The sequence below is a fragment of the Tolypothrix tenuis PCC 7101 genome, from assembly GCF_963874875.1.
GTDB classification, from domain to species: domain Bacteria; phylum Cyanobacteriota; class Cyanobacteriia; order Cyanobacteriales; family Nostocaceae; genus Aulosira; species Aulosira tenue.
Window position 1 is genome coordinate 6697103 of the sequence record NZ_CAWNJS010000001.1, and the last position, 21503, is coordinate 6718605.

The window sequence follows — 21503 nt, forward strand, 5'->3', positions numbered from 1 at the left end:
CGCGTCTGTACAAGATTACTTCTTCCTCTTACCCAATCCCCAATCCCCAATGCTAGACTTATCACTCATCACAATCCTGGGTTTTTTGGGCAGTTTCGGACATTGTTTTGGGATGTGTGGCCCCTTAACAATGGCATTCTCTTTATCACATCAGCAAGAAAATTCTGATTGGCGACAGCAGTTAAAATTTCATCTTTTGCTCAATCTAGGGCGAATGTTGAGTTATACCCTAGTAGGCGCGGGGATTGGGGCGCTGGGTTCGGTGTTACTAGAGAGGGGACAGGTAGCTGGTGTTGGTAGCGATTTACGTCGCTGGATGGCAATTATCACTGGTTTGATGCTGATTTGGTTTGGTTTAGGGCAAATAAAGCCAGATTTGCTGCCAAAAATTCCAGTTTTACATCCTTTATTACAAGGAGGCTTACATAATTATCTGAGTAAAGGAATGTTCAACCTTTCCTTACAAAGCAAATGGTGGACACCTGCACTTTTAGGCATGACTTGGGGTTTAATGCCTTGTGGTTTTCTCTATGCTGCCCAAATCAAAGCTGCCGAAACTGGTAACTTATGGATAGGTGCAGCAACTATGCTGGCTTTTGGCTTGGGAACCCTACCGATGATGTTAGGCGCAGGGATTTCTGCGTCGTTGGTAAGTCAAGACAAGCGTAGTCAATTATTTCGCCTTGGCGGTTGGGTAACTCTGGCAATTGGAGCAATTACTTTGGTGCGAACCGGCGACACAATGGCCGATTACACCGGACACGCCGCATTATTTTGCTTGATTTTAGCCTTAATTGCTCGTCCCATTAGTGGAATTTGGGCATCACCCCTACGTTACCGTCGTGCTTTAGGAGTAGGAGCATTTGTGCTGTCTGTGGTTCACACTTTCCACATGATGGAACATTTACTGCAATGGAATTTTGCGGCTTTTTGGTTCTTGCAAGCAGATTTTCAGTGGAGCATAATTGCTGGTGCGGTAGCTTTGGTATTGATGACTCCAGCCGCCTTGACAAGTTTTGATTGGTTGCAAAAATCTTTAGGTAAGCGTTGGCGGCAAATTCATCTATTAAGCGTGCCAGCTTTGCTGTTAAGCGTAATTCATGCAGTTATAATTGGTTCCCATTATCTGGGTTCCTCACAATCAACTGGGGGAAATAAACTAGCAGTAGCTACAGTTGGGTTTATTACCCTTTGTGTGTTGCTGCTGCGTTCACGTTGTTTTTGGTCAAGGTTAACCTTAGCAAAATTTTATGTTCCCCCAACTAAGTCACGCTAAATCTTCTATTCCTTTAATTTTCTTATTACTGCTATCCCTAACTCCCCTTAACGCCGCTTCTGCTCATTCAGTGAAAATTTCCGCAGATATTGGTGGCACTCTACATATTGAACCGAATGATAATCCCCAAGCGGGACAACCCGCAAAAGCTTGGTTTGCACTAACTCGTAAAGGTGGAAAAGCGATCGCACTTAAAGATTGTGATTGTCGGTTGGCTGTTTATGCTGAACCCCATACACCACAAGAGCCACCTCTGTTAGAACCTCCTTTAAAACCTGTATCTGCAGAACGTTACAAAGATACGCCAGGTGCAGAAATTACCTTTCCCAAGCCAGGGGCTTATCAGCTGGCACTTACTGGTAAACCGACTTCTGGGGAAAGCTTCAAACCTTTTGAGTTAAAGTTTCAAGTTACCGTGGCATCAGGTTCGCAAAATATACCACAAACTCCCCAGAATGTCAATCAAACTATCAATAATCAAGCCGTAGAAACTCAATCTCCACCCTTACCCTTGTGGGCGATCGCCGCCGCTGTGTTTGCCACATTAGGTATTGTCCTGGCTGTCATGCAGAAGCGGCGGAGGTGATTGGGGGACTGGGAAAAGGCAGGGGGCAGGGGGCAGGGAGACAAGGGGCAAATTCCCATTACCCATTACCCATTACCCATTACCCATTACCCATTACCCATTACCCATTACCCATTACCCATTACCCATTACCCATTACCCATTACCCATTACCCATTACCCATTACCCATTACCCATCCATGCCCCATGCCCCATGCCCCATGCCCCATGCCCCATACCCCATGCCCATTATTTATGCCTCTTTTGATGCCATTGCCAGGCGTGGAGGACGATATCTTTGATGGCTGGATACTGGGGTTGCCAGCCGAGGATTTTGCGGGCTTTTTCGCTACTGCCGATTAAGGATGGTGGATCTCCGGGACGGCGATCGCATTCTTTGACTGGGATTGTTAATCCTGTTACATCTTCGGCTGCGGAAATTACTTCCTTTACTGAGAAGCCTAGACCATTACCTAAATTGAATACTTCGCTGTCACTGCCTTTTAATAAATATTCCAATCCTAAAACATGAGCGTCTGCTAAGTCGCTCACGTGAATGTAGTCTCTAATACAAGTACCATCGGGTGTGGGATAATCTGTACCGAAAATAGAAATCGATTCCCGCTTACCTAAAGCTGTCAGCAATACCAAGGGTATCAAATGGGTTTCGGGGTTGTGGTCTTCTCCTAGTAGTCCGGTAGGATCGGCACCAGCAGCGTTAAAGTAGCGGAAACGCACCGATTTTAAACCATAGGCAGTATCAAAGTCAGAGAGAATCCGCTCTACCATTAACTTGGTAGCGCCATAGGGATTAATTGGATTTTGGGGATGATTTTCGGGAATGGGTACAACTTCTGGCACTCCATAGGTTGCACAAGTAGAAGAAAATACAAATTTCTTAACAGAAGCCGCTAGCATTGCTTCTAGCAACACTAGGGTGCCTAAAACGTTGTTGCGATAGTATTTTGCTGGGTCTGTAACTGATTCTCCCACGTAGGCATAGGCAGAAAAATGCATCACTGCCGTAATATTGTGGGTTTGAAATAATTTATCAAGTAAAGGGCGATCGGCAGTATCACCAGCTACCAGCTCTACTTGCAACACCTGCTCTACTAAGTCACGATGTCCATACACGAGGTTATCAAGTATTACCACTTCATAACCTGCTCGCTTCAGGGCAAGCACGGTATGGGAACCGATATATCCTGCTCCTCCTGTCACTAAAATAGTGGGCTTTTCCGGTGACATAGTTTATCCTTTTGAGTTACAGTTACTCAACTAATCTAATGTACTGGTGCCTCATTACTCATTGGGAAAATTTTAAATAATAGACGCAGTGTCAAAAAATTGCACTAAAATCACTACGACGGTAGTCTTTGGGTGTGAGGTGTGAGGTATTTTAAGTCAGGTAACAGTGCGTTTACAATTTGACGAGAAAATAAATCCGCTGCCCGAAACCTTGAGGCTGTCTCTTAAGGGAATGCTATTTGCTATATGTCGGGAACCCCGTCTACCGCAATGGCTCACTGCATCGGAAAATTTGAGAGTTAATCTACTATGTTTCTACTGTTAAGCCGAGTACTACTTTGGCTATTAATTGGCACTGTTGTATACTCTTTGTTCCAAAGATTCTATCCTGCTGGGAATTTTGTGGGACGATTAGTCATAGTCATCCTGTTGATTGTTGTAGCCCTGGCGTTTCTGAACCCTAACGAACCAGCTGTAGCATCTTTGTGGCGGATGGTATCATTTCCATTAAAACCTCTAGGTGCATCGGTCTTGATGTTGATTTTCGCGGCACAGAGAATCAAGGGGGGTGGAATCGATAAACCAGGAGGATACTTACTAGGTTGGGCGCTGACAATTTTACTGTTAGCAAGTACACCAGCTATTGCTTACTTTTTAGTCAGGACACCTGTTGCAACGGTGGGTAATCCTCAGTTAGCAGCGCTCGAAAGAGTTGAGTATATGAGGTTAGCATCTGCGGCTTCCCAACTAACTCCTGATTCGCAAACTCTGGTAGCTTTAGGCCCAGCAAATACCATCAATAATGTCTCTGATGTTGCAGCGAATGGTATTCTACCTCCAGTTGATATGAGTCAGTCAACCATAGCTTTAAATCAATTCGGTGTAAAAGTCCCGCCTTATCTGTTGCAGAATCCTCAGGACATCAGAAACCGTGGTTTACGCATTGAAGACTTTGTACCAAGTGCCGAAACACTGCAAGTAACAACCCAAGTCTGGGAAAGTTATCTTAACCAGATTTATATTTTCTTGCGTGGTCGTCAAGGATAAGCCGAAAAGATCATTAATCGCAAGGCCAAAGCACTATGTCCTGGTGACTGGCCTTATTTAAATTGTTATTTCTGTCAGAATAGGAGGAGGGTGAGTAGTGTTGCTTGCAAGAGTCAAAAGGAGCCAGTCACTTGGGGATCTTACCTCTTTTGAGTGAAATAGCACTGAAGAGTCAAAAGTCAAAGGTGAATTTTAGTTGGTTATTCATCGTATTTAATTTCTCCTCTGCTCCTCTGCTTCTGCATCTCCCTTTCTGCTCCCCACTTCCCTGCTCTGTGCTAGTTCTGAATGTTACAATCTCGACGACTTGCTAAACTCAGTGCTTACCTGCGTCCCCATTGGCGGGAGGCAATTTTAGGCATCATAGCTTTGCTGACTGTCAATGGATTAGGTGTTTATATACCTTGGTTGATTCGCGGTTGCGTTGACAGACTTTCAACAAATTTCGACTGGTATGAAATTCTCAATTACGTAGTCGTCATTTTCTTGCTCAGTTCAGCAATGTGGTTAATTCGGATGTCTTCCCGCATTTGGCTGTTCGGAGTAGGAAGAGAGGTAGAATTTGATTTAAAACAACGTATTTTTGAACATTTACTCAAGTTAGAACCTTCTTACTTCGCCACACATACTATCGGTGATTTAATTAGTAGGGCTACTAGTGATGTAGAAAATATCAAGCGGCTGTTGGGTTTTGCCGTCCTGAGTTTAGCAAATACATTTTTTGCGTATGTTCTAACGCTGCCTGTAATGTTGGCAATTAGCGTCGATTTGACATTAGCCTCGCTGGCAGTATACCCCTTAATGTTCTTTTTGGTGCATTTGTTTAGCGATCGCCTACGTAAACAACAAACTGTAGTTCAAGAACAACTATCTGACATTAGTGAACTCATTCAAGAAGATATTAGTGGCATTGCCTTAATTAAAATTTACGCCCAAGAAGAAAACGAACGTCGCGCCTTCGCCGAGAAAAATCAGCAGCTATTGACGGCTAACTTGGAACTCGCAAAAAGCCGCAATACACTGTTTCCCTTGATTGGGGGTTTAGCCAATATCAGTTCGCTGGTAATTCTCTGGTTGGGAGCATCCCGCATTGCGGCGGGAAACCTAGCTGTTGGGGATTTTTTGGCGCTACTAATTTATGTAGAGCGTTTAGTTTTTCCCACCGCTTTGTTAGGGTTTACCATTACCGCCTATCAACGAGGTGAGGTGAGTATTGATCGCTTAGAATCAATTCTCAGCGTTACGCCCAAAATTCAAGATGCAGATGATGTCGTTCATCTACCAAAAACCCAAGTTAAAGGGAAACTGAGAGCAAAAAATTTCACTTATACATATCCAGGCGCTACCACCCCAGCTTTAGATAATATCAACTTCACTATTAATCCTGGGGAAACTGTGGCAATTGTTGGTGCTATTGGTTCTGGGAAATCAACCTTAGCAAACGCCTTACCACGCTTATTAGAAATTGAGCCAGGACAGTTATTTTTAGATGGAACGGACATTACAAAAATAGCCTTAGCCGATTTAAGAGCTGCGATCGCCTATGTCCCCCAAGATAGTTTTCTGTTCAGCACCACCATTAGAAATAACATCCGCTACGGCGACCCACTTAGCGAGCAAGAAAATGTAGAATATGTAGCTAAGATGGCGCAGATTGACTCAGAAATTAACAATTTCACCCAACAGTATGACACTATAGTCGGTGAACGAGGGATTACTCTTTCTGGTGGGCAAAGACAACGTACTGCTTTATCTAGGGCTATGTTAGTTGATGCCCCAGTGTTAATTTTGGATGATGCCCTTTCTAGCGTCGATAATCAAACAGCTACCCAAATCCTCAAAAATCTTTCGACTGGTACAGTCAAGAAAACCGTTGTTTTTATCACTCATCAACTATCGGCTGCGGCTGCTGCTGACCGAATTTTTGTGATGGATAAAGGGAAAATTGTTCAAATAGGCACTCACTTAACTCTTGTGCAAAAAGAAGGCCTTTACAGGACTTTGTGGAGTCAACATCAAATAGAAGAATTACTGCGTTAGGTGTTAGGTGTTTGGTGACGCTGTGCGTAGCTTGCTATATCAATACTTGTCGGTTAAGGGGAAAAAGGGGAATGGTTCAAGGGAAAGAAACAACCTTTAACCCTTAACCTTTAACCTTTTCCCCAAAACCAATTTTGGCTTGACAACGCTTAACCGAGTAGTATCGGCATTTATATATGTTGATTATTCTCGTGGCTGAAAAAATCTTCCCCTTGGATTTGGCTAGCAAAACTGCTAGCTAAATATGCGACTTCTAGACGATAACCATCTCCAGCTAACGAATGATTCTACTTTCTTGAGAACTTAATAAGCTGTAACTATTACTTACAGTAATTAAGTGGGGAATTAATCATGCAACGCTTTAATGTTTCTAAGATTTTAGGAAGTACAGTTCTAGCCTTAAGTTTAGCTACATTACCATCAGTTCTACCCGCTTCTGCTCAAACAACTACCAACCCTGATGGTACTACTACTACGACTACAGACCGCCCTCTGACAGATGGTAATTATGCGGATGGCGACTGGGGTTTACTAGGTTTGCTCGGTTTGTTTGGTTTATTTGGACGCAAGAGTCGCAGACATGATGACAGCGCTTACAGCAACCGTGATGTAGTTTCTTCTTCACGTTCTAACTATTAATCTCAAGATATCCTGCAATTTTCTGCCATTCCTTTCAAGAAGTTTAAGTTGCAGCCTGCAAAAGCAGGCTTTGTTTTTTTATTAGCAATTGCTAACTGTTAATTGCACCCCTGACCAAAATTACTGTACTTTCTACACCAGAGGCGTAGGCTATCGTAGACATCGCTTCGGGAATATTACCTTGAATTTATTGCTGTAATAATTCCAACTACTACGATAAGTAAAATTTCTGTACAAGTTGCTAGCTTTAGCGATCGCCAAACAGCACAAGCATTTGCCAAAGAAGTTGGTGAACCCCACTCCAAACAGCAGCAGTAGAATCGGCATTGATTTAAGGGACTTCCAAAGAATCAACTAAATTAAGCTGATAGCAAAACATAGATTTTAACCAAAGCCCATCAATTAATAATGATGAAATTAACAAGTATGAGGGCGGTTTTAAGAAAATGTGGTAAGAAACGGAATTTATTGACTTGCCCAAAAGCTTTGTTTATAAGGGTTATACAGAGGAGCGACCGCGAAACTTCCTTGCTCAGTTGAGGCTCTTGGAGCAGGGGTAGCTGGGGAGGCAGGGGGAGAAAATTGCGATCGCCTAGCCCATGTCGTTATTTGAGGGGAAGACGACACTGAGAGTAAGTTTGAAAAGGATAGTATTAATTGATTCAAGTGCGGGGTAGTTATGACGGCTGAAGAGTTGATCGAGCGATATACTGCTGGGGAGCGAGATTTCAGTAGGGTTGATTTGAGTGGAATTAATTTGAGTAGAGATTCCGCTTTGATCCGGCAATATGAGGTTGGAGAAAGTGCTTGGTCTGGTAGAGCCAATCTTAGTGGTATTAACCTCTGTGGGGCTAACTTGGAATTGGCTAACCTGGAAGGGGCTATCTTGAATGGAGCTAATTTGATTAGTGCTAATTTGACTGGTGCTAGATTGGATGTTGTTCGGTTGAATGGAGCTGATTTGACTGGTGCTAACATCAGGAATGGTAAATTCTGTAGTGCCAGTCTGCACCAAACCAACATGAGTGGTGCGATCTTGGAAGATGCGGTTTTGACTGATGCCGAATTGATAGGCACGCTTCTGAAGGGAGCCAAGCTCAGATGGGCTGGTTTGGAAACTGCTAGTTTGATTGAGGTTGATTTCAGAGGTGCTGACTTGAGAGAGGTGTCGATTGGGCCTGCTACTGTGGAAAGATGTAATTTTAGTAAAGCCAACTGGAATAGAGGAGATATCTGGCACTGCCACTTCTTTGATTGCAATATGACCAATATCAGTTTTAGTAAAGCGAGATTGATTGAAATGAGATTTGTTCGTTGTAATTTGACTGGTGCGAAACTCAGGGGAATTGAAATGGGCGATGCCACATTTGAGGAAGTTATTCTCCCAGATGGGAGTCGAATCAACAAAGCTACTGATTTCTTCCGTTAAGCTTGTTCTAATGATTCTCATACCCCAAGTAGGTACGACTGCCCAAGAAGATTGTGACACAAAGGCAGCGATCGCAATTTCTAGCCGTGACCGCGCAATAGAGATGCGAGACATTGCCTTTCAAAACCATTGCTATGGTTGGGTTGTGCAAATAAAAGTAAGAAAGGGCGCAACTGGATTTTCTTACTTATGTCTGTATTGTTTCTATCTGCACCACCGGGCGATCGCTCCTGTGGGTGCGACCGCGCAACGTTACTCACAAAGGCTGATTTTGAAAGTGTGTAGACATGGAACCCAATCCTTTTAACTGTGAGTAATTGCACCCCTCACCAAAATGACTGTACTTTCTACACCAGAGGCGATCGCTTCGGGAATATTACCTTGAATTGCCTGCTGTAATAACCCTTCCCGGGAAGCGCCTAAAACGACTACATCGTACCCCTCGGTTTTCACTAAGTTAATCACGCCTTGGGAAACTGAATCAGCTTCAACTGGGCAAGCAATTACAGTACTAGATAATTTGCGGTGGTGAATTAGCTGGCGGATAGACTGTTCTAAAATTGTCATGTCTGGTTCTAATTCCGATGGTTTAAATACCCTTGTGAGGCGAATAAGGGGATCGTCTCCTAATGTCACTAAAGCGGGAAGTAATTTAATCGCCATCCTGGCATTGGGGCCACCAGCCATAGGTACTAACCAACGGTTGAATGATTGTTGACTGTTGACTGTTGACTGTTGACTATTACCCAATTTGACTAACATCACATCACAGGTAGCTTGGCGAATGATGCTATCGACAACGGTGCCAAAAATCCTACCTGGGGTAGATGTGTTACCTTTCCAACCCATCAAAATTAGGTCAATGTGACGCTCGTTGATTGTCTCTAAAATTGCTTGGGCGACATCATGGGCGACGCGAATTTGTGTGTGTAATGGAATGCGCCACTTTTTAGCTAATACTTCTGCTTGTCTGAGTAAGCGGCGACTTTTGGCTGTTCTAACTTGGGTTTCGGTGGGGGAACTGTGGCGCGAGACTAGAATAACTTGCACACACTCGATTTCATAATGGCGATCGCGGGCGATCGCAGCTGCCATTTGTAATAAAGTCTCTGCTGTTTCGGGGTTAGCAACTGTGACGAGTAATCTACCTCTACCAACGTTGGGCGCTCGCGTTTGGTAAACTACATAAGATGGTTCGGGTTGCGGCCCTGGTTTAGCATTCTCACAGTTGAGATAGTCGGCTTCCGCACGAATAATATCTGCACGGGTAATAATACCAATCAGTTTTCGCCCTTCCACTACTGGTAAGCGACTAATTTGATAACGATCCAGCAAATACAAAACATTACTCAGGTTGTGTTTTGGTGTCACCGTGATTGGGCTGGGTGTCATAATCTCCCGTAAAGGCGTATCATTTGGGATATTGCGATCGCGGATTTTCAGTAAATCGGATTGAGTAATAATTCCTACTAGTTTACCTTCTTCGACTACCGGAAACCCCCGGTGATGAGAACGTGAAAATGCTTGTATAGCCTCCTCTGCGCTCATTTCTACATCCAGAGTTTCCACACGTTGTTGCATCACATTATTAGCTGTTAATGTTCGCATGACGCTTTCTACAGGAACATTACAAGCGAGGGTGATACCTTTTAACAGTAAAAGCTTCTCGTAAAGCGAACCTGGGACTACTTTCTCAGCAACCAAGTAAGATGCTACACAAACAATCATTAAAGGTAGCACTAGGTTGAAATCGGTAGTCATCTCAAACACAATCACAATCGCTGTGATTGGGACTTTAGAAACAGCGCAAAAAAATCCGCCCATTCCCGCCAAAGCGTAGGTTGTAGGTAAACCACCTCCTAAAATTTGGGACTCAAATACACCAATGATGTGACCTAAACAAGAACCTAAAATTAGGCTAGGTGCAAATAAACCTCCAGGTGCGCCGGAACCAAAGGCGATCAAGGTAAGAACGAACTGCGCCACAAATGCGATCGCCGCTAATAAAGCATTAGCATCACCTGTAATAAAATACTCTCTTAACCCAGTATTATCACGAAACGAAGCGGGGAGGATAGCGATGACACAACCAGAGACAAAACCCGCTAAAGCCACTCTGAGCGGTAAACTGATGTGTAATCTGCGATAAAATTTGATACTAAAAACTAAACCCTGATTAAATAATGCCCCGAACAATCCAGCTAAAATCCCCAATAGCAGGAAAAAAGGAATTTCAGGGATAGAAAATTGACTTTGGGATTGAGCTAAATGCAGGTTTAAGTCTAGACTCCCGCCACCCAATAAGCGAGATATTACCCCACCAATAAACGAGGCGATAATTGCAGTTCCCAGAGTTAGCCCCGATAAATCTTGCAGTAACTCTTCCACGATAAACAAGACACCTGCGATCGGCGCATTAAACGCAGCTGCCAAACCTGCACCAGCACCTGCTGCAATCATCTGTCGGCGGTAATCTGGAGAGGTGGGAACCCAACGACTCATCCCAGCTGCCAAACCTGCACCCACTTGCACAGTGGGGCCTTGCCGTCCTAGAGTCATACCAGAACCCAGGGCAATAATGGCGCTGAATAACTTTACAGCCGCCACACGCCAAGATAGAGTTATGGGCACATTAGCCAACGAAGCTTTGACTTGCGGAATACCGCTACCTGAAGCCTCTGGCGCAAACCTTTCTACCAACCAGCCAGAGACATACCCCAAACTCATACCAACTAAAGGTAACGCCAACCATACCGGAAACAAGTGAGTCGTATGGACTCGCCATGTCCCCAACCATCCCGATCCCACCTTCAAAAACACTGCCGATAAAGCAGCGACAATACCGATCACAGACGCTTGTGCGATCGCTAAACCTCTTCTTGGCTGCCACAGTCTACGAAAGCGCTGAGTCAGAACAGGGAGCGGCATAAAAATTTAAAAAATATTAAGTTATTAATACATCAAATCATATTTTAGATGGGGATTGGGCATTGGGCATTGGGCATTGGGCATTGGGGAAAAATCAATTCAAAATTCGTCTTGGAAAGTTTGCTCAACGGGGGGAACCCCCGCACGCAACTTTCCGCAAAATTCAAAATTAAAGAACTCATGGGCATTGGGGATAGGGGAAAAGGTAAAGGGGGAAAGGAGATAAATACCATTACCAATTACCAATTACCAATTACCCATTACCATGCCCCATGCCCTATGCCCTATGCCCCATGCCCTATGCCCCACACCCATTACTGACTGCTTGCAAGCGCAGATTTCAGTTTTAGCTTGACGTTTGTTCCTCGTTTGAGAACCACTTCACCCCCAGGGCTGGATAAAACATAAGCAGTCGCAGCTGCCGCACCCCCTAAACCACCATGTTTAACATTGGTTTTTTTGCCGATAAAATGGCCTGCAACGGCTCCACCTAGAATCAGTCCAGCATTTTGGATAAATTTGCCTTTAGTTTTCGTTTCTACTTGAGTATTTACTAAAGCTGCATCAATTGGATATGTTTCGCCAGTTTTCAAGGTAATTTCATCGAAAACTAGACGTAGACTAGCTTTTTTACCTTTAGCCGCTTTAACTACATTTTCTACGTGTCCCTGAATTTCCGCATTTTTTAAGTCTGGTTTTACACCTTTAACCGAGTTTTTAACTCGCAGTGTAAAAGGCTCATTATCGCTATTTTTACCAGTAGATAACTCTTTTTGCAGTACAGTATCTAAGCTGGTTCCGGCTGGTACAGATATTTGGGAATTTTGGGTATTATTTGTGTTTTTAGCAGTCTGAGTAGTTGGAGTAGTCTGAGTAGTTTGATTAGAATTAGCATTGTTGGCAACTTTATCATTTGGCTTACTACAAGCTACGGTGTTAGTAAGTAAAGCCGCACTCAGTAATAGTGGTACAAATCTTTTCATTTTTAGCTTTTGTGAAATTTGGTAGGCTATAAAATTTAAATTAGAGCAAGCAAAATTGCTTAAACTCTAATTTTTAAAAGATTATATGCCAAATCAGAAATAGAGCATTGATTCTCTTTATAAATGTTGTGAATATTTCAGCTTAGTCAGTAATATTTTGTAATCTTATTCTTTCTTAATAGAAATACAGCATTTGTTAGTCCAGTAGGGTGCGTTAGCCTTTGGCTTAACGCACCATCATCTGAGTGGGTTAATGATATTGCTATAGCTTAACTAGCCCAAGTATCACGCCATTTAACAGTACCTTGCTCACTTAAAATCCAGCGACGGCTCACAAGATTTTCGCGCAATGGTGGTTGATTTTTTCGCCAAAGCGCATATTTATAACATATGGCTTTACCCGCGCTTTCATTAAACGGAATTTCCCCAAACCAAGTGTTTTCATTGATATATTCTAAAGCGTAAGCTTTGCTAATATTCCAATCGCCTAACTCTGGACAATCACCAATTACAACAACTGTATCTCCGGGTTGCGTTTTTAAGCCATTTACTTGCGCTCTCACAATGGTTTTCCCTTTGACTCGCTCACCTAAATAGCTGAGGACAATTAGTTCTTTTGCAGCCAATTTTAGCCCTAAAATTTTGCCATTTTTAACTTCAATTTGGCGCTTGGTAACAATACAGTTATATTCCCCATCTTCTAATTCTGTATGCTCCACATTAATAGTAGTGGCAGCACCTTTATTCATGGCGACAAAACAGCGATAATCGCGATAACTCCGCAAATAACAATAGACATTATCGGTAATATATTTCTGTTTTTGGCTACCCAGAGAAACAGCAGGATTTAAACGCCGCAATTTAGATAATAATTGGAGATCCTGGTAAAGCTCTGTTTCTGTGTCCCATTTTTCCATCATGGGACGATTATAAGGATCGTTACCGCCATTAGTATCGTTATGGAGATATTGCTCAGTTCCGTAATAAATACAAGGAATACCGCGACTAGTCATAATGAATGCGATCGCTAGCCGCAACAGTGCTGGATCTGGGTTGAGACTTTGAAAGCGCGGCATATCATGATTATCAATAAAGGTAATCAATTCTGTCGCTGTATTGTAGAGATAATCAAGGTTTAAAATATCTTGAATTAAATGAAATCCGCCTGGTAATCCTTGTGCTAAAGCTTCGCGAATTGCACCACATAAACCAAAGTCTAAAATTGACATTCCAGACTCGTTAGCAAATTTAATTGAGCTACTCTTATTGGGATTGCTAAAACCCCATTCACCAAAAGTAAATACAGAAGGTTTATGAGTTTGGATATCGCTATTAAATTCTTGCCAAAACCAAATCGGCATATGCTTGACTGTATCAACTCGTAAAGCATCAACGCCTCGGTCTAACCATTGTTTAATTGCTGTTTTAATATAATGGCGATAATCAGGATTACTTTCATTGAAAGTCGCTAATCCTGCCATTTCGTAATATAGTAATTGCTCTTCGTTTTCCCAATCAGTAATCTCGGGATTATGGTAATACCAATTATTAACATCATTATAATAATCGGCAATTAATACACCATCTTCGTAAAGTTTCCCTTTTTCCCCATTCACATCTGGGCTACTGTGATTACAAACAATATCTAAAATTAACTTCATGCCTCGCTCATGCAAGCCAGCAATTAAGGTGTCAAAGGTACTACATCTAAATAGAGAATTATCGTCATGAGTAGCTAAAAACCTGGGGTTAATACGTTTAAAATCTTTTGTCCAGTAGCCATGCATTGCCGCATTGTCAAACTGTAATGCTTCTACTTGTTCAAATAGCGGTGAAATCCAAATAGCTGTAACTCCGAGATTTTTTAGATAATCTAGTTTGTCAATAATTCCTTGCAAATCTCCACCCCAATATTTACCCCACTTTTGCTTAGTGGGATCGTAAAGTTCAGGATGAGCGCCTGGATTATTACTAGGGTCTCCATCATTAAATCGGTCTACAATGATAAAGTAAATTGTTTCTTGGCGAAATTCAATTGCTCTGGTGAAGAGAAACTCAACATCTGAGATAGTTTCGGATGTAACTGTATCAGTATGAAACCCAGCAGCAGCTTTAGTCGCTTGAGTTTCAATCTCGGACTTGGCTGAAGAAATTTGCACCATAATCTTATTAAAAAATACTAAAGTTTTGGCTTTTTCTAGTTAACTTATGCGTAGGTATTTCCAGCTTGACCTATCACAAATTTTACATTGTAGAGAATAACTAGTACCGCTACACGGAAGTCAAAAGTCAAAATACTTAATATTCTCTGCTGTTACAGCATTTGAAGATTTTTAGAAGAATATAGCCATCCTATATGAGTTGTAAAGTTAGTCATGAAGTCGTGGAACAGGAAAGAATAACTTATAAATGTACTCTGGCTTTTATATATGCAATAAGATTTTTATATCAGTAATACTAATTTGAAAAAATAATACGACAGATTGTAGGGGCACGGCATTGCCCATACGTGTCAACTTAAGCTAAAAGCTATATATGGCGCGTGTTGTACAAATACCCTCGCCCTCATCCCCTAACCCCTTCTCCCCCAGGAGAAGGGGAATTAAATCTCTGGCTCCCCTCTCCCTGAGGGAGAGGGGCTGGGGGTGAGGGCGAAACCTTGCAACCAAGCGGGTTTCACGTTAAGTTGACACCAATGGGCATTGCCCACCTGTGTCAACTTAAGCTAAAAGCTATATAGGGCGGGCGTTGTACAAATACCTCGCGCCCTCATCCCCTAACCCCTTCTCCCACTGGAGAAGGGGAACTAAATCTCTTGCTCCCTTCTCCCTGTGGGAGAGGGGCTGGGGGTGAGGGCGAAACCTTGCAGCCAAGCGGGTTTCACATTAAGTTGACACCAGTGGGCAATACCGTGCCCTCTAGAAGATATTGATGTGTCGCAATCATTTTGAAAAAAGAATGCGACAGATGGGTAGGGGCACGGCACCAATAAGATATTTGATATGCCAAAAGATTGAGGATGCCGTGCCCTTACAAAGAATTTATCTGTCGCCAACATTATTTGAATTGCTATAATATCGAAGGCGATAGGCGCACAGCTTATAACCAATTACCTACCAATACGAAAGAAGCCCAAAAATAGGGATGTTGATATAAAGGATTAGCCATAATTTTGATTTGCGCTTGTCTTAAGGCTTCAGCTTTGCTCAGTTGAGAGTTATTCAACTGCTGATAAAATTCTTTCATTAAGTTAGCGGTTGATTCATCATTAACTGACCATAAACTAGCAATTGTACTTTTAGCACCCGATCGCAAAGCTAACCCAGCTAACCCTAAAGTGGCGCGATTATCACCAGATGCTGTTTGACAAGCACTCATCACCAAGAGTTCAACTGGTTCTAAAATTCCCAGTCTTCTTTTTTGGAATAACCGATCAAAATCTAAAATAGAAATGCGATCGCTCCATGTGAGTAAGAAAGTTTCCTGAGGATTAGAACTAAATTGACCGTGAGTTGCTAGGTGAACGATGGGGAATGATTGACTATCGAGTTCTTTTTTCAATTTATCGCGAGTAAAATCTTGGTTTAGCAAGGTTTTTGCCGGAAATTCCTTAGTTAGTTCTTTAATTTCTCCTGTTACCGCAGGTAAAGAACTAAAGCCTTGACGTGCTTCTGTTAATCCCGCCGCTAACACATCGAGTTTTTTGCGTTGCAATCCTTGGGGAAATAATTGTAACCCAGGGCTGAGAGCAACGTTATATTTTTCTATCAAGTAGCGATCGCCATCGTGAAGCGCAGACATGGGTAAGTTGCGTAATAAACCATCCAGCACGAATACCAAGGTTTTGACGTTATTGCTATTCAGTTTCTCTTCTGCTGGTGCAATCAGCCATTTGTATAGTCTTTGAGACAAGCGGAAACTCTCTTCCCGAATATAACCACGAGACATATAAGAATAAAGATGTCTCAGGGTATTTTCAACTTGCTTTTTTGACAGTTTTGTGGTGTAGTGATGCAACGGTTGCTTGGGAATAGAAAGGATGACTTCTAAGCGATCGCTTAAAATAATTGGGTAAATAACAGCCGCTTGTACGTCAATTTGGTCGATATTTACAGGATAGTTATCAACACAAGCATCTCGAAAGTAGTTATCTAACTCCGCTATTTGTAGCGCTTCAATTACCTGACGTGCTTGTTTAAGGTTTTTTTGATTGTCACCTTTTTCTAACAACAATCCTACATATTCTCGATATATTGGTTCAATACTTTCTTTAAAATCAAATTGCACATCGGTACTAATAGCAACTAAATCGCCTCTGAGGGATTGGATGTTATTAAAAGCAGTTTCATAAGCTGCGATCGCACTATCAATATCTCCTTGTGCTTTAGCTATTGCGCCTGATTGTGTGGCTGTTAAAGCTAACAAATCAGATGCATTCATTTCTTGAGCAATATTTTGAGCCTGTTGTGTAAGTTTTTTCGCTTCTGCTAGCTGGCTATTGTCTTGATAGAGTTTACCTAATTCTTGCAAAGCATAGGCTTCAGAACGAGAATCTTTAATTTCTCTGGCTTGTTGAATAGCTGTTGCTAATAATTCCGCGATTTTGGGATTATTAGAGGTTAAACTTGCTTTTCCACTTTCTATTTTTTCTTCTATTGTCATCAAAGTTTCTGCAAAATTTATCCGCGCATAAATAGCCGGACGACTCGCAGCAAGTTGAGCCAGGTTATTTTCTATGATGGGAGTTAGCGCCTCTACAGCTTCCCAACGTTCGAGTTTAACTAAGACGCTTAACTGATTTAATTGTGCTGATAATTTTTCTTGAATTTCTGGAGATAAATTAACTACTTCTTGATAATTACCTATCGCCACGTCGTATTCTGCTAAATCTTGAGCGATATTACCTAAACTAAATACAACTGCACTCACATCTTTTGGCGAGTTTAATTGTTTACTAATTGCTAAACTTTTCTCTAATGCTGTTTTAGATTGTTTCAAATCCCCAATAGTTTGCAGCGCTACACCTAAACTTCTTAAACTTTGCGCTTTCAGTAAATTATCAGGTTGACTTTGTGATGCTGTTACTAATTCCTCTAACAGCGTTTTGGCGCGGCGATATTGTCCTAGATTTTGTAAACCCTGTGCTTGATTAATTTGGCTAATGAGTTTACCTGTGTTATCTCCCGCACGTTCATAGATTGCTGTGGCTTGCTTCCAGGTATCAATAGCTGTTTCTGTTTGTCCTTGTAGTAGTTGAATTGTCCCTTGGGTATTTAAAGCTTGTGCTAACAGTAAATGATTTTGATTATCTGAAGTTTTCCAGTTTTTGAGTAAATTAAGACTTTCCGTAATTGTAGTTTGAGCTTGAGGGATTTTTCCTAAATCTTTATATGCCAAGGCTAAATAATTCAGCACTTGTACCTGACTGACAGAATCTTTATTATTTTGATAAGATTTAAGCGCCTGTTGCCATATTTTAGCTGCTTCTGTATATTGCCCTTTTTGATAGTAATTTTTTCCTTGTTGTAATAAGTCTAAATTATTATCTGGTTGTTGAGTTATAGACTGCGAATTTAGTAAATTTGGTTGATTAGCAACAACAGGAACATCCTTCGTGACTAATAGTATTGTCAGGATAATGCTGAGTCCAAAAAGTCCGTAAATCTTGATTTTTCGGCTGGAAGATAAACCAAAATTTGGCAAAATTATTTTTTTATTTAAAAATTTATGTTTCATCTTATTAAAATATTGCAATCCGCGTAGCACCAACTCAATGCTGAATTTTTGACTCTTGACGCTTGACTCTTGACTTAAGTCTTGTTTATGAATGTCTACAATTAAATCTTTGCTGAGGTGAAGTTTCTTGAGGTACAGCTGCTACCAATTCTATTTCGCCTTGGGCATTAATTCTCCAGCTGGTTGCAGCAACAATAAATTCTGGAGTTGGTGGTGGAGACTTACTAGCTTGATTGCGGTTCTGTGGTGTGGTGAAATCTCGCAGATCCGACAACAGAGTTTGATCGCGAATAGTTGTAGTGGGATCGACTGGTAAGCCGCCTCTTCCTGTGATTGTAAAGGAATTACCCTCAGTTGCCGCACAACTAGCAATAATGCGATCGCTGGGATCGTTAGGTTTATCTGGTAACTCCACTAAGCCGGAAGCTGGATCGATGTCGAGGTTATTAATCGATACAGTACCGGCAACGCCAAACTCAGAACTTGCAGTAATCTTATTTCCAGAAGTACCTTGCTGTTGATTGCCAATCCCAAACAGACTTGTGGCGGTAATATCGACATTGCCACCACGTCCAAAGAAAGCATTGGCTGTAATATTATTATTGTCTTTGGGTACAGTCACAATAAAATTTGTGCCGATGATCACATTGCCACCATTGCCGCCAGCACCCGCATTGCCAGCATTTGTGGAAACGCGGCTGTTTTGCAGTAACAATAAATAGTCTGGTAAACTCAGGCTAATATTGCCGCCATTGGTACTGGCTGTCTCCGCAGAAATGACAGCTTGATTTGCTAGGGTTAATCTGGTGGCTTCAATCCGGATATTGCCACCAATCCCAGTGCCTTGGCTATTCACCGAAACAATTGCGCCATCCCGAATTTCTACCAGTTCGGGATCGATGAAAATATTGCCGCCATTGCCAGTAGAACCAGCCGTGGTATTGGAAAATACCCCTGTATTTGCGCCAGCCAGCAAGACTTTATCTTTAACGATGACTGCGATATTACCTGCATTCCCACCACCTGCAGTTAATGCTTCTAATTCTGCACCATTGGTAACCGATAAAGAGGGTGCAGTAATTTGTAAAGTTCCACCTTTGCCGGTTGCACTTGCTAAGGTGCTGACAAATGCACCGCTAGGCTTAAAGGGTTCACCAGGATTACCATCGAAGGAGACTGATTGTGTAGCATTAATAAAAATACTACCTGCATCATAATCAGTAGCAGTACTAGTGCTAATCCCAGCACCATTTGTGACTGATAGCTGACCTGTTTTGATGTTAATAATATTACCTGTTCCTTGGGAACCGGGTAAAACTTCGCTCAGAATACCGCTAGGAATTACCTGTGATGGGGGAAGATTGCCAGGAGAGAGTAAAATTGCCCCATCAATCAGAATGGATTTGGCTGCGTTTACCTCAATTCTGCCTGCATCACCAAATCCCTCTGTAGAGGCTTTAATTTGCGCGCCTTGTTGCAAAGATAGAGAGTTAGTCTGAATATCAATAATGCCACCGTTGCCTTGAGCATTAGGAAAGACAACGTTACTAAAACCACTAAAAATCCCCCCATCAGAGATACCCGTGAGAGCGATCGCATCTGTAGCTCTGACGGTAATTTTACCACCATTGCCCACACGCTCGGTTTGTGAAAATACTTGCCCACCATTGGTAGCAGTGAATGTCTTGGTATTAATTTCTACATTGCCCGCATTGCCACCATCTGCACTGATAGTCTGGCTTCCTAGTTTAGAGTTATTTAAAAAGATGCTGTCAGCATTAACGATGACGTTGCCAGCATTACCACCAAGAGTAAAAGTTGATAATTCCGCTTGATTGGCTTCTAAGGAATTAGCAGTAATAATCAGCTTACCACCAGGGCCTGTTGCCCCTGCATACAAATTACTTTGGACATAGTTACTCAGGGAAATCAAAGGTGCGTTTAATGTGACATCACCACCTTGTCCCGAACCAAAGCCTGCACTTTCAATATAGGAATTACCACGAGTTGCTGGTGCTTGAATAATCGCTGATTGACTCTTGAGAGTAATATTTCCCCCAGCAGAACCGTAGGAAACAATTTGCGATCCTGATGGCATGAAAATATCACCTTGAGCTAACAGTGTGATATTTCCTCCAGGGTTGGCAAAGGAAAAGTTAACAAAATCAAATGCCGAAGCATTCAAAACGTTGGGAGTGGTAATTTTTCCCCGGGAGTCAATCACTACATCGCCACCCCTCGCCACACCGCCGTAGGTTCCTAGCAAAGATGTCACGGTAATATCACCGGATAAAGCCGGATTAGGTTGATATTGGTTAGTTAAGAAAACCAACCCTCCCTGGTTAACAATTTGATTGATGGTGATATTGGCACTGCTGGGATTGCCATTTGTATTAGGAATAGGAGAAAAATCAGAGGGTTCTCCTGTAATTCCCGGTGGGTTAATAGCGGTGGTTCCGGCTCTAATATCAACGGTGGGTGTTACACTGCCATTAATGGGAACTTTGGTTACGCCATCGGATAAGGTGACTGTTTGATTAATAAAATTAGTGGTATCGGGGCCTGTGATATTTAAACTATCAATGGTGACACTTCCACCTGCAAAAATATGTAAGGAAGCCCCTGTATAACTATTAAAACTCACATCGCCTCTGGCACGAATCACCGGATCATCTGTGCTGGATAAATCTCCGCCACTACCATTCAATTGTTCGAGGCGAAAGTTACCATTGCTATAAAATTGGGCGTTTCCACCAATTGCATTGGCTGAACGTAACAGCAGATTTTCTCCAGCAAACAAGCCACTGGCGGGATTATTTAAAGCAAAGATATCTATTTTATTGCCTTGGGCTAATAGTTGTTGTCTGGCTGCGGCGATGAAGGGGTTATTAACAGTATCGCGAATTTTAACTGTATCGCTAGCTTGTAAAGTTAAATTCCGCCCAGCTTGTAACTGTCCTTGTAAGTCGAGATTTTGACCCAATAAAGTTAAATCTTGCCCTACAGATAAGTTACCAGAATTAGTAATTGTATTTTCGGGAGGTAACCAACTATCTAAACCTAGAGGTTGCTTGATAGTTAATAGAGGTGGCGATTGGGGGTTTTGAGTACTAAATTTCTCGCCGTTGGGGAATAACACCCCTCTGCTGGTGCTAGCGAAAAAAGAACCGGAAATATCTAAGCGGGCATTTTGTCCGAAAATAATGCCGTTAGGATTAATCAAATAGAGGTTAGCACCACCTAACACCCCTAACGTCCCGAAAATCTTTGAGGCTTGGTTTCCCGTAACTCGTCCCAGGATATTTTCAATACCAGAGGGATTGGCAAAATAAACTCGTTGGCGATCGCTAACGTTGAAGTCTTGGAAGCTGTGAAACAAATTACTACCCCGAATTGCACCGCCATCAATGCGTTCAATGACATTGCCTTGCTGTTGCACATTCGGGGTCACAATTGAGCGATCGCTACCTAAACTATTGTCAGGGATAATTTGTGCTTTTACGCCTGTATTTAAGCCTAGCGTACAGGCGATCGCACTACTACTGGCGAAAATTCCCAGCAGTCTATACCACATTATCCCTAGCTGCGTTTTGCTTGCCTTACCCTGATAA

13 protein-coding genes are annotated in these 21503 nt (G+C 42.2%); 7 read left to right on the plus strand and 6 right to left on the minus strand.

Annotation, left to right across the window (positions count from 1 at the left end):
- The first annotated feature begins 49 nt into the window (after positions 1-49).
- Together AACU25_RS26395 and AACU25_RS26400 are read left to right on the plus strand one after the other, a co-directional pair.
- Complete coding sequence (locus tag AACU25_RS26395) at positions 50-1276, plus strand: urease accessory protein UreH domain-containing protein (RefSeq protein ID WP_096580761.1); 1227 nt, start codon at positions 50-52, stop codon at positions 1274-1276.
- The gene (locus tag AACU25_RS26400; RefSeq protein ID WP_190445781.1) at positions 1251-1862 is read left to right on the plus strand and encodes a hypothetical protein; all 612 of its coding nucleotides are present in this window, start codon (positions 1251-1253) and stop codon (positions 1860-1862) included. The genes AACU25_RS26395 and AACU25_RS26400 overlap by 26 nt, the downstream gene beginning before the upstream one ends.
- A gap of 229 nt (positions 1863-2091) precedes the next feature.
- Here the strand turns inward: AACU25_RS26400 and galE are convergent, their stop codons facing one another.
- The gene (gene galE / locus AACU25_RS26405; protein WP_096580765.1) at positions 2092-3090 is read right to left on the minus strand and encodes a UDP-glucose 4-epimerase GalE; all 999 of its coding nucleotides are present in this window, start codon (positions 3088-3090) and stop codon (positions 2092-2094) included.
- A 309-nt stretch (positions 3091-3399) separates the two neighbouring features.
- On the opposite strand from galE, the gene fraI reads away from it, so the two are divergent.
- From fraI to AACU25_RS26430, 5 genes are all read left to right on the plus strand, one after another.
- Entirely contained in the window at positions 3400-4137 is a 738-nt protein-coding gene (fraI, locus tag AACU25_RS26410; RefSeq protein ID WP_096580767.1) for a septal nanopore formation protein FraI, read from the plus strand.
- A 288-nt stretch (positions 4138-4425) separates the two neighbouring features.
- The gene (locus AACU25_RS26415; RefSeq protein WP_096580769.1) at positions 4426-6177 is read left to right on the plus strand and encodes an ABC transporter ATP-binding protein; all 1752 of its coding nucleotides are present in this window, start codon (positions 4426-4428) and stop codon (positions 6175-6177) included.
- Positions 6178-6528: 351 nt separating this feature from the next.
- Positions 6529-6816, plus strand: a complete 288-nt coding sequence (locus AACU25_RS26420) for a WGxxGxxG family protein (RefSeq protein ID WP_096580771.1) — start codon at positions 6529-6531, stop codon at positions 6814-6816.
- A gap of 679 nt (positions 6817-7495) precedes the next feature.
- Positions 7496-8245 carry a pentapeptide repeat-containing protein gene (locus AACU25_RS26425; protein WP_096580772.1) on the plus strand — a complete coding sequence of 250 codons (750 nt, stop codon included), beginning with the start codon at positions 7496-7498 and terminating at the stop codon, positions 8243-8245.
- A 10-nt stretch (positions 8246-8255) separates the two neighbouring features.
- Positions 8256-8552, plus strand: coding sequence for a hypothetical protein (locus AACU25_RS26430; protein WP_096580774.1), 297 nt, complete (start codon positions 8256-8258; stop codon positions 8550-8552).
- On the opposite strand, the gene AACU25_RS26435 is transcribed toward AACU25_RS26430, so the two are convergent.
- The 5 genes from AACU25_RS26435 to AACU25_RS26455 all read right to left on the minus strand — a co-directional run bounded on the left by AACU25_RS26435 (position 8549) and on the right by AACU25_RS26455 (position 21466).
- Entirely contained in the window at positions 8549-11173 is a 2625-nt protein-coding gene (locus AACU25_RS26435) for a chloride channel protein (protein WP_096580776.1), read from the minus strand. The genes AACU25_RS26430 and AACU25_RS26435 overlap by 4 nt on opposite strands.
- Before the next feature lie 314 nt (positions 11174-11487).
- Positions 11488-12156, minus strand: coding sequence for a hypothetical protein (locus tag AACU25_RS26440; RefSeq protein ID WP_096580780.1), 669 nt, complete (start codon positions 12154-12156; stop codon positions 11488-11490).
- A 269-nt stretch (positions 12157-12425) separates the two neighbouring features.
- Complete coding sequence (locus AACU25_RS26445; protein ID WP_096580782.1) at positions 12426-14318, minus strand: alpha-amylase family glycosyl hydrolase; 1893 nt, start codon at positions 14316-14318, stop codon at positions 12426-12428.
- A 937-nt stretch (positions 14319-15255) separates the two neighbouring features.
- Entirely contained in the window at positions 15256-17892 is a 2637-nt protein-coding gene (locus tag AACU25_RS26450) for a CHAT domain-containing protein (protein WP_096580784.1), read from the minus strand.
- A gap of 85 nt (positions 17893-17977) precedes the next feature.
- A complete protein-coding gene (locus AACU25_RS26455; RefSeq protein WP_190445873.1) occupies positions 17978-21466 on the minus strand; it encodes a two-partner secretion domain-containing protein in 3489 nt (1162 codons plus the stop codon).
- Positions 21467-21503: the final 37 nt, after the last annotated feature.

Bases quoted from the DNA above. Each gene is read 5' to 3' on its own strand.
- AACU25_RS26395 (WP_096580761.1), top strand. From the start codon at position 50: ATGCTAGACTTATCACTCATCACAATCCTGGGTTTTTTGGGCAGTTTC.
- AACU25_RS26400 (WP_190445781.1), top strand. From the start codon at position 1,251: ATGTTCCCCCAACTAAGTCACGCTAAATCTTCTATTCCTTTAATTTTC.
- galE (WP_096580765.1), bottom strand. From the start codon at position 3,090: ATGTCACCGGAAAAGCCCACTATTTTAGTGACAGGAGGAGCAGGATAT.
- fraI (WP_096580767.1), top strand. From the start codon at position 3,400: ATGTTTCTACTGTTAAGCCGAGTACTACTTTGGCTATTAATTGGCACT.
- AACU25_RS26415 (WP_096580769.1), top strand. From the start codon at position 4,426: ATGTTACAATCTCGACGACTTGCTAAACTCAGTGCTTACCTGCGTCCC.
- AACU25_RS26420 (WP_096580771.1), top strand. From the start codon at position 6,529: ATGCAACGCTTTAATGTTTCTAAGATTTTAGGAAGTACAGTTCTAGCC.
- AACU25_RS26425 (WP_096580772.1), top strand. From the start codon at position 7,496: ATGACGGCTGAAGAGTTGATCGAGCGATATACTGCTGGGGAGCGAGAT.
- AACU25_RS26430 (WP_096580774.1), top strand. From the start codon at position 8,256: ATGATTCTCATACCCCAAGTAGGTACGACTGCCCAAGAAGATTGTGAC.
- AACU25_RS26435 (WP_096580776.1), bottom strand. From the start codon at position 11,173: ATGCCGCTCCCTGTTCTGACTCAGCGCTTTCGTAGACTGTGGCAGCCA.
- AACU25_RS26440 (WP_096580780.1), bottom strand. From the start codon at position 12,156: ATGAAAAGATTTGTACCACTATTACTGAGTGCGGCTTTACTTACTAAC.
- AACU25_RS26445 (WP_096580782.1), bottom strand. From the start codon at position 14,318: ATGGTGCAAATTTCTTCAGCCAAGTCCGAGATTGAAACTCAAGCGACT.
- AACU25_RS26450 (WP_096580784.1), bottom strand. From the start codon at position 17,892: ATGAAACATAAATTTTTAAATAAAAAAATAATTTTGCCAAATTTTGGT.
- AACU25_RS26455 (WP_190445873.1), bottom strand. From the start codon at position 21,466: ATGTGGTATAGACTGCTGGGAATTTTCGCCAGTAGTAGTGCGATCGCC.